13 protein-coding genes are annotated in these 14,537 nt (G+C 39.6%); 8 read left to right on the forward strand and 5 right to left on the reverse strand.

Annotated features, from left to right (window positions below):
* Positions 1-318 precede the first annotated feature (318 nt).
* From CQA40_RS07050 to CQA40_RS07065, 5 genes are all read left to right on the forward strand, one after another.
* On the forward strand, positions 319-1,011 hold the full coding sequence (locus CQA40_RS07050) for an outer membrane beta-barrel protein (protein WP_115520190.1): 693 nt from the start codon (positions 319-321) through the stop codon (positions 1,009-1,011).
* A gap of 616 nt (positions 1,012-1,627) precedes the next feature.
* Positions 1,628-1,825 (forward strand): DUF6290 family protein, encoded by a 198-nt coding sequence (locus tag CQA40_RS07055; protein ID WP_115520191.1) that lies wholly within the window; start codon positions 1,628-1,630, stop codon positions 1,823-1,825.
* A 176-nt stretch (positions 1,826-2,001) separates the two neighbouring features.
* Positions 2,002-2,190 (forward strand): type II toxin-antitoxin system RelE/ParE family toxin, encoded by a 189-nt coding sequence (locus tag CQA40_RS07060; protein WP_181882873.1) that lies wholly within the window; start codon positions 2,002-2,004, stop codon positions 2,188-2,190.
* Between the two features lie 146 nt (positions 2,191-2,336).
* A complete protein-coding gene (locus CQA40_RS10885; protein ID WP_147290177.1) occupies positions 2,337-2,519 on the forward strand; it encodes a hypothetical protein in 183 nt (60 codons plus the stop codon).
* A gap of 66 nt (positions 2,520-2,585) precedes the next feature.
* Positions 2,586-3,044, forward strand: coding sequence for a hypothetical protein (locus tag CQA40_RS07065; protein WP_115520193.1), 459 nt, complete (start codon positions 2,586-2,588; stop codon positions 3,042-3,044).
* 212 nt (positions 3,045-3,256) lie between these two features.
* Here the strand turns inward: CQA40_RS07065 and CQA40_RS11185 are convergent, their stop codons facing one another.
* Complete coding sequence (locus tag CQA40_RS11185) at positions 3,257-3,409, reverse strand: hypothetical protein (protein ID WP_181882874.1); 153 nt, start codon at positions 3,407-3,409, stop codon at positions 3,257-3,259.
* On the opposite strand from CQA40_RS11185, the gene CQA40_RS07070 reads away from it, so the two are divergent.
* Positions 3,388-3,645 (forward strand): helix-hairpin-helix domain-containing protein, encoded by a 258-nt coding sequence (locus CQA40_RS07070; RefSeq protein ID WP_023928313.1) that lies wholly within the window; start codon positions 3,388-3,390, stop codon positions 3,643-3,645. The two genes, CQA40_RS11185 and CQA40_RS07070, sit on opposite strands and share 22 nt — an antisense overlap.
* A gap of 200 nt (positions 3,646-3,845) precedes the next feature.
* Here the strand turns inward: CQA40_RS07070 and CQA40_RS07075 are convergent, their stop codons facing one another.
* From CQA40_RS07075 to CQA40_RS07085, 3 genes are all read right to left on the reverse strand, one after another.
* A complete protein-coding gene (locus CQA40_RS07075) occupies positions 3,846-4,772 on the reverse strand; it encodes a radical SAM/SPASM domain-containing protein (RefSeq protein ID WP_147290178.1) in 927 nt (308 codons plus the stop codon).
* Between the two features lie 112 nt (positions 4,773-4,884).
* Entirely contained in the window at positions 4,885-5,628 is a 744-nt protein-coding gene (gene coaE, locus CQA40_RS07080) for a dephospho-CoA kinase (RefSeq protein ID WP_115520195.1), read from the reverse strand.
* 31 nt (positions 5,629-5,659) lie between these two features.
* Positions 5,660-6,523: a spermidine synthase gene (locus tag CQA40_RS07085; RefSeq protein WP_115520196.1), complete on the reverse strand. Its 864-nt coding sequence runs from the start codon at positions 6,521-6,523 to the stop codon at positions 5,660-5,662.
* Between the two features lie 437 nt (positions 6,524-6,960).
* Here CQA40_RS07085 and CQA40_RS07095 point away from each other — a divergent pair, with 437 nt between their 5' ends.
* Together CQA40_RS07095 and CQA40_RS07100 are read left to right on the forward strand one after the other, a co-directional pair.
* Positions 6,961-7,581, forward strand: a complete 621-nt coding sequence (locus CQA40_RS07095) for a TRAP transporter small permease (protein WP_115520198.1) — start codon at positions 6,961-6,963, stop codon at positions 7,579-7,581.
* Between the two features lie 171 nt (positions 7,582-7,752).
* Positions 7,753-9,048, forward strand: coding sequence for a TRAP transporter large permease (locus tag CQA40_RS07100; RefSeq protein WP_115520199.1), 1,296 nt, complete (start codon positions 7,753-7,755; stop codon positions 9,046-9,048).
* A 149-nt stretch (positions 9,049-9,197) separates the two neighbouring features.
* Here CQA40_RS07100 and CQA40_RS07105 read toward each other — a convergent pair whose 3' ends face one another.
* Positions 9,198-14,468 carry a RecQ family ATP-dependent DNA helicase gene (locus CQA40_RS07105; RefSeq protein ID WP_115520200.1) on the reverse strand — a complete coding sequence of 1,757 codons (5,271 nt, stop codon included), beginning with the start codon at positions 14,466-14,468 and terminating at the stop codon, positions 9,198-9,200.
* Positions 14,469-14,537: the final 69 nt, after the last annotated feature.

The following is a 14,537-nucleotide window of genomic DNA, read 5'->3' on the forward strand; positions in this document are numbered from 1 at the left end:
TTATCAAGCTGTGTCGCCGTGTCGCTATGTATGGCTAAAAATTTTGACAAAATTTTGGGATTAGAAAAAAAATATTTTTTAAAAAAAATCAAAAAATTTTCTACTTTTAAGTAAATCTTAATAAGGGGGGGGGGTAAAATACCGCTTGGCAAAGTAGTTTTGCAAAATTCGTTTTGTGAAATTCGTTTTGTTAGATTTGATAATTTGCAGGTTTCACAAAAGATAAGCACTGCGTTTATGCGTTGTGTTTAATGTATTTTGCGCGGTGTTTTTGCTTTGCAAGCTAGCTTTGCCAAAATCAACCTTGAAGGAGCAGGAATGCAAAAGAGTGTATCAAAATATCTAGCAATAGCTAGTGTGCTAGCTACTATAAGTGTGGCAAATGCCGAAAAAAGCGGTGCTTTTGTGGGGCTAGAAGCGGGGGTAAGTATATTTCACCTAGAGCAAAAACTAGCAGGACAAATAGGGAGAAACTATTATAGCCCTCGAAACTATGGTAGTTTTGGCATTGGTGGAAACTATGGACTTATATTAGGATATAAGCAATTTTTTACTCCTCAACTAGGATTGAGATACTATGCTAACATAAACTACACACATAGCTTGACTTCTCTTAATGACAATACGAGGGTTTCTTTTTATAATGTGCTAAATTATGGAGTGAATGTAGATTTTCTAGCTAATCTTGTAAACAAAGAAATTGAAGACTTTGGTAGCTTTGATTTTGGCGGATTTTTAGGGATTGGACTTGGTGGCAATACATATTTGCTTGATGATGGAGTGCGTATTGATAATAGTCTAAGAGAAACCAAAGAACCTACAAAAATCAATGTAGCACTAAATGTGGGCTTAAGGGCAAATTTGGCTGAAAAACACGGTGTTGAGCTAGTGGCTAAAGTGCCATTTATCAGCTCAAAAGGGGTTGATTACACTAATGCAAATAATGGTATAGAATGGAAAGAAACGCGCACATACTACACTGTGTCTTTGCGCTATACTTATAGCTTTTAGCAAAATGCAATAGCTTGTAAAAAAATGCTATAAATGCTTATCTATTTGAACGATGATTAGTAAAAATGTGGGGATACAAAAATCATCGTTTTGGGTAAAATTGATTAGCTTTCGTGCTGAATGTTTTTAGATTCTCTATATTTTCGAGAAATATAGAGAATCCCCCTAATGATTACTTCGCAAAACGATAATTTATATGGCTGATTTTAAATCTTAAAAATCCAAGCAAACTTCAAATATTCTTTCTAAAATACTTCAAAAACACTTGAAAGCCCTAAAATCCTCCACAAATCAAAACCTATTTCACATTTTGTCATACCAACACTTTATCTTGTCATACTAAGGCTTTAGCCGAAGTATCCAAAAAACAAGCCACAGATTCCCCCCCCCCCTTACTACCTCACTTAAGAATGACAAAAGCATAGAATCCAAAAATAACACAAGCAACTACAATAGAATTATTTCGCCTGTAGCTCAATATGACACAACCGAGCTAGAATCCCAAATTGATGATTTTAGTTTATCAACTCTACGAACCCGATTCAAATGAAATCCAAATCATAGAATCAAAATAACTATGCTACAATACACAAATCTAACCAAAAGGAATAGCAAAATGAGAGTGGTTTTGGACTTGCCTAGTCAAGCAGAGGAAATGCTCTCACTCATAGCAAAAGAGCGTAATATCTCGCAGGGAAACTTGCTAAAAGAGATGATTTTGCAATATTTAGAGGATTTAGAAGATGCGCAAAAAGGCGAACAAGCCTATAATGAGTATTTGGAGAGTGGAGAGAAAGGCGCACCTGCAAAATAAGTCTTTGACAAACAATGGGACAAGTCACTAACTGCGCAAGAAAAAAGCAAATCGAGCAAAAAAAACGCGCACTTCCCAGAGGATAGCTTAGATGAGCTATGAAGTAATCTTTAGCCACAAAGCATACAAACAAATCCAAAAAATCAAACCCATAAAGTTTTATCCAAATCGCAAATGTGCTAAAGCAAGCCACGGTAAATGACAATCCACGAGAAATCAGCAAAGCCTTAGTAGGCAGTGATTTATGGAGGTATCACGCTAGCGACTACCGTATTTTAGCAAAAATAGATGATGACAAACTTATAGTAGAAACTTTACGCATAGCGCATAGAAGCGAAGTGTATAAAAATTTGCAAAACTTATAAAAACTCCTTTTTTACTCCCCAAAATCCACACGCAAAAAAAACACGCACAAAAAATTCTAGCCACTTTTTTATGCCCACGACTTTAGGGCAGAATTTCACGCGAGGCTAGGGAGTGGCACTCCTTTTGGATAAAATGCTAACTCCTTGTGAAAAACCCCGCACATTTCACAACTCCTAAGAAGCACGCAAACATAAACTCATCTTTGAAGCCACCTCTAGCCTCAACGCGATTCTTTTTCCTCTCCTTGCATAAGGCTTATCGTTTAGCCAACGCGATAAGCCTACTTTATGCAGTGTGCTTAAGTAAGCGAGCTAGCCTCATAAGCTAGATTTAGGTAGTGCGATTCTACCCACTGCACCAAAAAAGAGAAAACAAACAAAAACGAGAAAACCAAATGCAAAATATACTTACAAATGACATTATACTGCGCGTGAGAAGTCGCCTGCGCGATACAAACTATCTAGCAAAAGATGGCGTGCGATTTAGCGATGAAGAAATCATAGACGCGCTAAACGACACCGCACACACAATCGTAAAATCCCTAAAAATCAACATAAGCCAAGCCGCACAAGTCCTAAGTAAAGGTAAGCAAACACTGCGACTAAATCAAACGCCCTGTGCTATTATCAAAGCCACATATAATGGCGCACCACTGCCCATAAAGCCACACTCTCAAATAATCCAAGCACCACAATCCCCCCTCACACTCTACCCCATAAGCCCAAAAGAATACGCCCTAAGCCCAAACAAAAGCGATGGGATTATTGAAATTTGGGCTAGCTTTTGCCCGCGCGTAAAAAGCGTAAATGATGAAATCGCGTTAGATTCTAGTTTTGTAGAGCTACTAATATAAGTTCGGACTAGTATAACTATTCTTACACCATTCAAAATTAAACCGGGCTTTCGTTTTATTGTGTGAATTACCGCAAAAGATAACTAAAGTCCTGCAAAATAACAACAAAAATGAACAAAATTTATAAAATACCCAATATTTTAAGCGCACATTAAGTGTAGTGTAGTTAGAATCGCGCTTTTTTGTTGTGCTTGAATTTAGCATCTAGACACTTAATAAGAAGTATTTATTTTTAGCCCTGCCTTGATGAAGTGGCGATGAAATTTCTTTGATTTTGCTTGTTCTACTTTGACAGATTCTGCCGACATAAAAAACTTATAAAACTTCAATAAAGGACATTTCAATGAAAAAACTTCTAGTTGCATTTTTACTCCCTCTTTTTGTATTTGCAAACTTTGCTTTAGCTGCTATAAACCTCAATACTGCCACGAAAAAAGAGCTAATGACTTTGCAAGGAATCGGTGATAAAAAAGCTGATGAAATCATCAAATACCGAACAAAAACACCTTTTAAGAAAATCGAAGAACTAAAAAACATAAAAGGTATCGGTGCAAAGCTATTTGAAAAAATCAAAGATAAGATTGAAGTAAAGCAAAATTAAGCAGAGTAGAGATAGAGCAGTGTTTCAAGCAACGCAAACGCAAGATTGTCAGCTTTGTGTTGCTTGTGATGCTTTTCCTTAGCTTTTTTTGTATTTTGCTTACGACACTTTTTCTTTTTTTGTATCTTTGTTTTACGGCTTAAGTTTTACTTTTTCTATTTCAAAAACTATCTCAAATCCCCACCAAAAACTTCCAAACCTCACTCCCAAAATCCACAGGTTTTGCAAAGATTTTCACGCGCCTCTCCTATCTCAAATCCTGCGATGATATTTTGCGCTCGCTTGCTTGATAAACTCTGCTTTAGTGGCGTGGTAAAAATATTGCCTAGATTTATCTCTCCTTGTGCGTCCATACAGCAGGGGACTACTGCGCCATTGCTTAGGATTCCCACTTGTTCGCGCAAAGCATAGCATTTGTGATTTTTTCGTTCATTTTTAGGTGCAAATCCAGCCCAAACAAAGCTATTTTTTACCACCAAAAGAGCATTTTTCCACAAGCGGATTCTACCTTTTGTATCAAGTAGCTCCTCTATCTTGCCCTCTATAAATAGCTTTTTTGCGTTTTCGCTATTTATGCCATTTTTTGTAGCACTTCTATCCCAAAATCCAAAGTCCACAAATGGAGCTAAAAATCTTGTAATGATTTGCAACATATCTCTATCTTGCAATGTGCGCTTATCTTGGATTCTAAGGTTTAAAAAAACGCGTGGATTTGCTATATGTGTGTGAAAAACTTTTGTGAGAGAATCAAGATACACGCTAAATCGTTTATCGCTAGAGTGAGCGAAATTATCCACGCCTGCTTCTAGCGAAATAGAGAGCTGATATATAGGTGGGGATAAAAGCATATCTAAGCTATGTTTGGCAAAAAATGCACCTGAAGTAACTAGCTCAATTTGTGGGGATTTTGATTTGTTGCGTGCTGCTTCTAGGTATAAATTTAGATTTGGCAACGCACAAGGGTCGCCCAAAATATGCAAAGCAATGCGCCTGCTAAATCTCAAAGCCTCTTCCAAACAATGCCCAAAATCCTCCACACTCATAATCCCTCTTTTTCCTTTAGGAGTGGGGCAAAAGCTACAAGAGAGATGACAAATATCACTAAGCTCAATATAGATTTTTTTCACAGCGATTTCCAAAAATAAACTCGTAAATACAAGGTAAAATCACACATTAGGTAAATAACAGATAAAGCAGGTAGAAAAATATTTGGTGCGTATTTTATATCACACTTGCTTTTTATCTTTTCTCGCACAACTCAAGCATTTCTATGAAGTCTTTTAGGCTAGATTCTAGCTCCTCTAAAGTCGTGTTGTTAAACAACACAAAATCACTTTTTTGCATTTTTTCTACACTTGGCATTTGAGAGTTTATCCTCTGCTGTGCTTGCTCTAGACTAAGCAAATCCCTGCGCAAAATCCGCTCCAACTGCAAGGCTTTGGTTGTGATGATGCTTAAGGAAAATCGTGCGTTATATCGCGCTTTTCCACCGCCCTCAAAAAACAGCGGTATGTCTAAAAAATAGTATTTTTTTTGCTCGTTATTTTGTGATTTTTGCGACAAAGTTTTTTCTAGCTCTTGGGCTTTGGCATAGATTTGGGCGTGGATTTGTGGGTGGGTTATGGATTCTAAGAGTTTGCGTTTTTTATCATCTGCAAAGATGATTTTGCCTAGCTCTTTTCGATTGATTTTGGGCTGTGATTTTTGCGGATTTTTAGATTTCATATCAAAAACAAAATCTAGCAAAATCTTTTCTCCAAATATTTCTACAAGTTTATCTGCGTTTTCTTCTAGCACTTGATGAGCGATGCTATCAGCACACACCACGCTAAACCCCCACTCTTGTAGAATCTTTATGCAGGTGGATTTCCCGCTTGCTATTCCACCTGTAAGCACAATAGCGTGTGGCAAAAACGGCGAATCCAAAAACAACGAATCATAGACAATCTCATCTTTGCTGCTAGAATCATCAATCTTTGGCATTTTTATTCTTTAGTTTTTTAGGATTTGTATGCTAGCTTTTGATTAGATTTTTGCTTGCTAGATTTGTGCTTAGTGCAAATGCAGCTTCGTGTATGTCGGCATTATAATAGGCTAGATTTTCTATCATATCGCATTTTTGTAGCCAAAAATCAGCTAGTGGGTGAATGCGCTTGGAAGCAAAAACAAATGCTTTGTGGCTAAAAATGGGCGTGAAAAATGGCATAACAATGCTAAAAAATTTGCCAAAATCTTTTAGTGAAATCTCAAACTCTGCTTCATCAAAAAGCGGGTGAGGCAGTGGAGCGATAAATACACTTTCTTCTTGCATAAGCCTCGCTAAAGCGTCTATTTCGTGTGGATTTGGTGTGCGGTTATGAATGATTAGGGAGTATTTTTGGATAGGCAAATCAATCATTTTCGCGCAATGTGTAAAAAGCGGATTTTCTCTCACTTCTTTGAAATGTGGCAAAAAGCTGATAAGAGAATCAAGCACTTTGCTATCGCTTTGGACAAAAAATGTGTGCATATCGTGCTTAAAAAGCTGATATGCAATCTCTAGATTAAACCCCCCTACTATCAAGGCATTGTGTGGTATCAAAGCGTTGTTTATGATAGTTTGGTTACTAGATTGTGTGTTTGCTTTATCTGTGGGGAGTGGGTTTGGTGGGGTTTGTAATCTCTCTTGAAGACAGCACGCACCGATATGTGCCACTAGCTCACTCTCTATGTGCAAAAACTTCTCTACAAGCACTTCGCTTTCATCAAAAAGTGCGATTTGCCCTAGTGCGTCCGTGCGAAAAAGCTCCAAAATATGCTCACTTCTCACATCCAAAATCTTATCTTTTATCGCGTATTCTTCTCGAAAGTTTTGTCCTATTTGTCGATTAAGCCACATTCTTGTTTCCTTAAATATTTATATGCAAAATTCGGTAATAAAGTAATTAAAAAACACATTATAAAACACTAAAAATATGAAAACGCTTAAATGAGCGCAAATTTTGGATTCATAGTGTTTTTTGGTATTTTGGTTTTTTATCGTATTAGATTTATTTTTGTTTTTATCCTTTTTGTTTATTTCTTATGCTGTCTCAAATTAGCTAGTTTTGCTAGATTTTATAAAAACTCTCTAAAAAGTTTTAAAAACACCATAAAATGTTATAATGCAGAGTATGGCTTGCATTGTAGATACACAAATAGTGCAAAATAAGCCAAAATCTGCTAGTCCTTTTTAAGCGAAATTCAAGTGAAGCAAAAAAAGTAGTGCAAAAAATCAAAAAGCATAAAACTTAAAAAAGCCAAAACGCACTTAAAAAGACTAGATAAGGAATCATAATGAAAACTCTGCTTTTATACTTGCAAAAGCCTTTCAAATGGGCTCATCTAAGCCCTAGCGTAAATAAAATCTTCTCTATCCTTGATGTCATCATCGCTGGTATAAACAAAAATATCGCTGTGTTTGGACTAGCAGTAGGCGTAGTCATAGTCGCGCTAAATGTCACTACGCGCTTCATCGCAAGTATCTACCCCGAAGTGCACTCACTCACTTGGGGTGAGGAGCTATCAAGCTATTGCTTTATATGGAGTGCGCTTTTTGGTGCGGCGTATGGATTTCGCAAAGGAGTGCATATTAGCGTTATGGTGCTTGTGGAGAGATTCCCACCTGCGCTTGCAAAGGCTTGCGTGATTTTCTCTCACATTTTAAGTGCGGTGTTTTTGGCATTTATGGCGTATGCTGGATTTTTGACAGTGGAGCTGTATATGGATTTGGTGAGATATAGCGAAGCGTTTCACAATGTGCCTTTGTGGATTTTCCTAGTGTGCTTGCCATTGTCGTTTTTGGGTGCGACTTATCGCGTGATAGAGAAAATCTATGAAGTATCGTGGATGGAATCATCTAAAGTAGTCAAGCGCACCCAAGATGAGATAATGCACGATGTGGCTGTGAAAGAATAGTGTGCGAGTTTGAGGAAAATGCTTTGAAAAAGTATGATTTGCTTTGGCAAGTTAAAAATAAATTCTCTTGCAAGAGAATTTATTTTTAAGAGATTCTAAGCCACACAAAATCAAAATCCACACAAAGCAAAAATCAAAAGTTTGTTTAGCTTGTTTGTAAGGAGAGTTTAGATGAGTATCATTGTGCTATTTATATTGTTATTTGCATTGCTTCTAGTTGGCGTGCCTGTGGCAGTTTCGCTTGGGATTAGTTCGCTTGTGTGTATGCTACTTTTTACTAGCCACGACATTAGCGGAATCCCAGATATTTTTATCTCCGCGTTTAAGCCCACGCTTATGGCGATTCCTATGTTTATCCTAGCAGGCTCACTACTAAGCAAAGGAAGTGCTGCAAATCGCATAGTGGATTTTGCCAAATCGCTTGTAGGACATCTGCCCGGTGGGCTACCTATGAGCGCGATTCTAGCTTGTATCATATTTGCTGCGGTAAGTGGTAGCTCGCCTGCTACGGTGGTGGCTATCGGCTCGGTTATGTTTATCGCCATAAGAGAAGCGGGATACCCAAAGTCATACGCCGTAGGTGCGATAACCACAGCAGGAAGTCTAGGGATTTTGATTCCCCCAAGCGTAGTGATGATAGTCTATGGAGTAACGGCAAGCGGGCTAAGCGATTTACAAGGCAGAGAAATCGTAGTTTCTATCGAAGCGTTGTTTAAAGCGGGGATTATCCCAGGGCTAATGATAGGTGCTATGATGATGATATATGCTTACTTTGGGGCAAAAAGGCTAGGATACAAAGCAGGCAAAAGAGAATCTTTCAAAGTAAGGCTAAAGCAGTTTTTGCGTGCGTTTTGGGCACTGCTTATCATCGCGGTGGTGATAGGTGGAATCTATGGAGGAGTATTTACCGCCACAGAAGCCGCAGGTATCGCTGTGGTGTATGCCTTTATCATCTCGGTATTTGTCTATAAAGACTTAAAACTAAAAGACTTATATGCAGTGTGCTTAGATGCGGCGATAACCACAGCGATGATATTTCTCATCATCGGCTGTGCAGTGGTGTTTGCACATTTCCTCACAAGCGAGCGCATACCTCACAGCATAGCGGAGTTTCTTATCCAAAAGCAGATGACTTGGTGGATGTTTTTAATCGTGGTAAATGTATTGCTTTTTGTTATGGGGCAGTTTATGGAGCCTAGCTCGGTAGTGATGATAATGACACCTCTGCTATTGCCTATCGCTGTATCACTTGGCATAGACCCGATACACTTTGGGATAATAATGGTGGTAAATATGGAGCTAGGTATGATAACACCACCTGTGGGGCTAAATCTCTTTGTGGCTAGCTCTCTCACAGGGCTTAGCCTAAAAGATGTCGTTATCTCTGTGCTTCCGTGGCTAATGGTAATGCTAGTGGGATTGGTGCTAGTAACATATATACCGCAGATTTCACTTGCGTTGGTGTAGATTTCATATAGATATTTGTGTGGGATTTTGGCACAAAGTTTTTATGCGAAAATCGTGCGTGAGGTTTTTTTTGCGCTAGATTTTGTGGGTGGATTTTTGTGTGTGGGATTGTTCTGCAGGATTGCAGATTTCCTGCGCAAGGTTCTTTCCTAGCCCTTGTGCAAAACCACCTCACAAAGCACTTGTGTAGTCATTTTACCTTTTTGCTTGTCGCGCCATTTTACGACATATTTTACCCTCGCCTGTTTTTCTAGCTCATAGCCTTGCGCGATTTTATCACGCAGTGTTTGCGCTAGCTTTTTTGAAAGCCTACCCACACATTTTTGCACGCATTTGCCCTCTACATATTTATCCTCCGTGCATTTACCCTCTACACCTTTGCCCTTATAGAGTAGCTCTATATCCTCTCTATCACGCACTTCACACATTTCCCCCGCCATTATGCGCAAATCTTTAAGATTATTTTGTGCCACTTCATAGCTAAGAAAAATATCCTTTAGCCCCATTTCATACCGTATCTTTTGCGGGATAGCTTCTTTTGTCCAGCAAGTCTTACGCTCGCCAAAGTGCCCCGCTAAGCACTCCAAATCATCTCTTTGAGTGTGGATAAAGAGTTTTTGCTTGGCTCGGCTAAATGCCACATACAAAAGCCGCCTCTCCACAATCTCGCTAAACCTAAAATCTTTCCTAACCCCCACAAAGACAATGTCAAACTCCTTGCCCTTAGCCTTGTGCATCGTGCTTATGATGACTTTGCCCTTTGCCTCCTCAATCTCCTCAAACTTTAGCTCGGCTAAAAATTTCTCAAAATCACTCACCACCACGCTAGCCCCAAGATTTTTATCCGCACTCTTTGCATAGTCCAAATCCTCCCTATACTCCCTTGCAAAGAGCTTCAAAGCCCGCTTAAATAATTCTAGATTCTGAGAGTTTTGATACACCTCACAGATTTTCTTATATGCTTGGCGTGTGTCTAGCCCACTTTTTAAGCACTCCAAAAACTCCCAAATCTCCACCAAATCCCCCACTTCAAAGCCCTCTTTATCAAGTATGTAGCCCGCGTTTATGCCCGCTTTTGCAAGCGCGTATAGCGCACGCAACACCTCATCATTGCTTCGCAAAAGCAGCGCGATACTTGGCGCACTTTCATCGCTTGGCGCACTGCTTGCTTGGATTTGGCGTATTTGCTTAGCGATTTCTTGGAGTGAGAGATTGTGCATATAAAGCGTGAGGGAGACAAACCCGCTATGCTTGTTTTTATCACTTGGGATTAGGTTTTCACGCTTTAGGCTATCGGGCAAAAAGGCTTTTCTAAAGGCATTGATAAAATCAAGGATTTTGCCACCACTGCGGTAATTCACACTAAGCGTGTGGGTAGAAAATCTTTTGCTCTCTTGCTCGCTCTCATTGCCACCACTTTCGCCCTCATCATCGCTAGCATTCCCACCGCCGCCGATATTTTCGCCACTCTCATAGTTTTCGCTATCCTCATCTTGTGTGCCAAAGTCTTGCTTAAAATGCTTGATAAACCTTTTATCCGCGCCCAAAAATTCGCCGATAAGCTGGTCATCATCGCCCACAGCGATGATTTGCTTCTCCCCGCGCATTTTTGCATAAATCGCTTTGATAAATTCATAGCTCTCTGCATTGACATCTTGGTATTCATCAAGCACGAGCATTTCTATGTAGGGCAGGCTTATTGTAGCTTCTCTTAGTCCCCGCGTGGCTTGCGTGATTTTATTATCTAGCTCCTCATCGTTTTCTACCCGCTCGCCTAGCAGACTTAGGGCAAAAGAATGAAAAGTAAGGATTTTTACGCTTAACGCCTGCTCGCCTAGCAAGCTATAAAGCCTCGCCCTAAATTCAAGCACAGCGATTCGAGAATGTGCAAGCATTAGGAAATTTTCACTCTTTTTATCCTCCTTTGTGAGTAGGTGCGCCATTTTATGCACGAGGGTTTTTGTTTTGCCACTGCCCGGTCCTGCAAATATCATTATCGCGCTAGAAGTGTCCTCAAGGATTTTTCTTTGCGAATCGTTTAAATCCAAAATGATTGCATTGAGTAGCTCCTTGCTAATGGGCGATTTGATAAATTTCTCATCGATTTTATGTGCTCTTATAAAATCCCTTTTTGAAAGGCTAAAATAATCTCTCATAAAGGCTTTCGCACTATTTTCGCCATTACGCACAAAGCTATCTAAAAACGCTTGCAAAATGTGGATATTGGCGATTTTTTGCTCCATAAAGATTTTGAAACTCGCATTGTAATGCTCCTTTCTATATGGCACTTTTTCATTCATTTTTTCAGAATCGCACTCTATGCACTCTTTTTGATGATAGATAAGCCGTCCTGCGCGTATGTCAAAATCCCTATCAAGCACCGCGCTCATCATATTAAGAGTGGAGTGAAATCCGCTTAGCGAGGATTTTAGCCCTTTTTCTTGGAGGGAGTCATAGATTTTTGCGCTTGCTACATAGATTTCTTTTGGCTTTGTGTCTTTGTGCTCTTGGGCGAGTTTTTGCGCGATTGTGTCGATGACAAAACGCGCGATTCCCTGCCGTGAGCTAATCGCCCTATCAAGTTTATCCACCTCGCTAGTGAGGGCAAAAAAGCACTGCTCGTTTTTAAAATAGCACTTGAAAGGCACTTGAGCGAGTTTCAAAAGATAGCCCCAAGATTTTATGATAAATCGTAGCACATAAAGCGGATTTTGGCTCACACTAGAGGCGGCTAGATTTTTAAGTGCTTCATTGTTAAATTCCCGTAAATCAATCGCCTGCCCTCTTTTGATATACTCTTTTATGGCTTCAAAAAATCCTCTCTCAAAGTCAAAAAACTCTTTTGTTTTCTCCCGTGCTTTTTGGGAATCAATAAAAAGCAAAATATCATTTTCTTTCCCCAAAAGCGCGTTTTTCTCCAAAATCTTTAACGCCTGCACCATTTGGGTTTCGCCTATGCTACCTACGATTTCATCAAGCTCATCAAGGCTTATTGCGCTATTTTCCCTGCTTCGTTGAATGATATTTTGCACGATTAAAATCATCGCATCATAAAGCTCCAAAAACAGTGCGTCATCAAAACTTCGCTTCTCCTTGCTTTTTGCTAGCAGAGCTTGCTTTTGTGGGTCTAGGATTTTATGCACCGCACCCATTTTGTCTTTGCCTACTTTTAGCCTAAATGAAGTGGCATAGATTTGGGTTTTTACCCGCGCTCTTTTGATAATGCCCGCTTTTTCAATCTCTAAAAGCGAAGTTTTTATACGCGCAGAGTCAAACTCCTCCTCATATTTGCCAAGTCTTTTGTGCAAAGTTTTTAGAGACACGGTGAGAGGATTTCTCTTTCGCTCTTTATACTCATTTTTTAGCACGCGCACTAGGCTTTTTATCTCGCCAAAGTCAAGGTTGCTTTGACGCAGTTTGTAGAAATTTTTGTCTATGTCTTTTTTGTCATAGAGTATGAAGCACTTAGCCTTGTATCGCTCCTCATCTCTTGCACCTCTTCCTGATTCTTGAATGTAGGACTCTAAGCTATCGCTTAGCTCATAGTGGATAATTGTCGTAATATCTGGCTTATCTATCCCCATACCAAAGGCGGTTGTAGCGATGATAATATCCACTTCATTATCCATAAAATCTTGCAGGATTTGCGCTTTTTTGCGTCCTTGCTTTTTGCCCTCGCTCACATCATCATCAAGCCTTGCATAAAAAGGCTCGATAACTAAATCAAGCCGAAATTTTTCTACCTCTTGGTTAAGCCACTCGCACAATCTTTTGCAAAGCCCTGCGTTTTGGGGGATATAAATGATTGTGGGGTTTTTCATTTCTAGCGGCTTTTCTTGCTCTCTTTGGAGCAAAATCTGCCAAAGCCTTTCTTTCTTTTGCTCCTCGTTTTCTACCTGCAAGACTTCATAGCTTAGGCTTTTGCGCTCACTTGAAGCGATGAAAGTTTTTAAGTCTATGTCTAAATTTTGCCTAAAATACTGCTTAATATCCTCAATCACTTCAGGCTTTGCAGTCGCGCTAAAGCACGAAATAGCGATTTTATCTTGGTGTGGGCTAGACTCTAAGTCCTTTATGCTTTGGGCGATGAAGTGATAATCCTGCCTAAAATTGTGCCCCCACATAGAAAAGCAGTGCGCTTCATCGATGACAAACCGCTCGATATGCCGTTTTTGCAAGGCTTTGAATATAGATTGTGAGCGCAGGGCTTCTGGGGCGAGATAGAGTATATCCACCTCGCCATTAGTGAGCTTATCAAACACGCCAAATCGCTCAATAGGATTTAGAAAGCCACTTATAGCTTCTATGCAGAAGTTTTGATTTTTTGCCTTAAAACTTTGTATGTGGTTTTGCATTAGGGCTTGGAGTGGAGAGATGACTACGGTTAGGGATTTGCACTGCTTGGCTTTGATGAGGGCTGGGAGCTGGAAAGTAAGTGTTTTGCCACCACCTGTTGGCAAAATAGCTAAAAACGATTCCCCATCTAGCGCACTTTGTATAATGTCTTTTTGAGAGATTTCTTTGGAATCTTTAGCGAATACTTCAAGCAAACTTTGGCTTTGTGCTCGCTTAAATCTCCTAAAGCCCTCTATGCCAAACTCATCTTTACCAAATGCTTCAAGCTCTATATGCTCCGTGCTTCTAATGGATTTTACAATCTCTACACAACCCCAATGTCTAGCCAAAATGTAGGGAGAAAAATACCTCGCTTCTTTGATTTTAAGCATATTGATAAAAGATAGCGCGAAAGCAAAATCTAGCCTCCTCTCCTCACTCCCTAAAAATCGCGCAAAATCCTCTAAGCCAAATTCCTCTTTAATGAGAGTTGATAGGCTTTGATTTTGCACCTTTGCACCAAGCAAAGCCCTATAAGAAAAATAGCCACTAAAATGTGCATTACCTTTAAGCAAAAGTGTAAAAATATCTTGCAGATTTTGCGGGAGATTTTCAAAGCATTCATTGAGGTAGATAAAAAGATTTTTGGTGTTTTTGCAATCCTGCAATGGCGAGTTTGCGGGGCTTTCTCTATGAATGTCGTGCTTGTAGGGCTTCTCAAGCCTATGCGTGGCTTTATCAGGGAAAAGCAAAAGTGAAAGATAGAGCGTGTCAATGATTGGCACGGTTTGCACAAATACATTAAAAGAGGAGTTACTAAGGTGTGGCTTATCAAACTCGATAAAATTATGCCCGCATATAAAATCTGGCTTTTGGGAAGTAAAAAGCTCTTTTAGGTTTTGCAAATGCACCTGCTCGCATTCAAACTCATCTAGCAACACACCGATATTTTGGATTTTGCGCGTTTGCACGCTTACTTCCAAATCCAAAAAAGCGATTTTGGCAAAAGTGCGTTTTGTGGCATTGTTAGATTTTGTGAAGCTGACTTGTTGTGTGCTTTCCCCGATTTGTGTTGTTTGTCGCACGCAAACTCCTTATCCCCTCTTTTGTCCCCTCTCTATTTTGCTCTCTCTGCTCTCTCTTTGTATCCCCTT

The organism is Helicobacter sp. MIT 01-3238, from assembly GCF_003364135.1.
In the GTDB taxonomy this organism is placed as follows: domain Bacteria; phylum Campylobacterota; class Campylobacteria; order Campylobacterales; family Helicobacteraceae; genus Helicobacter_B.

Bases quoted from the DNA above. Each gene is read 5' to 3' on its own strand.
- CQA40_RS07065 (WP_115520193.1), top strand. From the start codon at position 2,586: ATGCAAAATATACTTACAAATGACATTATACTGCGCGTGAGAAGTCGC.
- CQA40_RS11185 (WP_181882874.1), bottom strand. From the start codon at position 3,409: ATGCAACTAGAAGTTTTTTCATTGAAATGTCCTTTATTGAAGTTTTAT.
- CQA40_RS07070 (WP_023928313.1), top strand. From the start codon at position 3,388: ATGAAAAAACTTCTAGTTGCATTTTTACTCCCTCTTTTTGTATTTGCA.
- coaE (WP_115520195.1), bottom strand. From the start codon at position 5,628: ATGCCAAAGATTGATGATTCTAGCAGCAAAGATGAGATTGTCTATGAT.
- CQA40_RS07095 (WP_115520198.1), top strand. From the start codon at position 6,961: ATGAAAACTCTGCTTTTATACTTGCAAAAGCCTTTCAAATGGGCTCAT.
- CQA40_RS07055 (WP_115520191.1), top strand. From the start codon at position 1,628: ATGAGAGTGGTTTTGGACTTGCCTAGTCAAGCAGAGGAAATGCTCTCA.
- CQA40_RS07050 (WP_115520190.1), top strand. From the start codon at position 319: ATGCAAAAGAGTGTATCAAAATATCTAGCAATAGCTAGTGTGCTAGCT.
- CQA40_RS07085 (WP_115520196.1), bottom strand. From the start codon at position 6,523: ATGTGGCTTAATCGACAAATAGGACAAAACTTTCGAGAAGAATACGCG.
- CQA40_RS07100 (WP_115520199.1), top strand. From the start codon at position 7,753: ATGAGTATCATTGTGCTATTTATATTGTTATTTGCATTGCTTCTAGTT.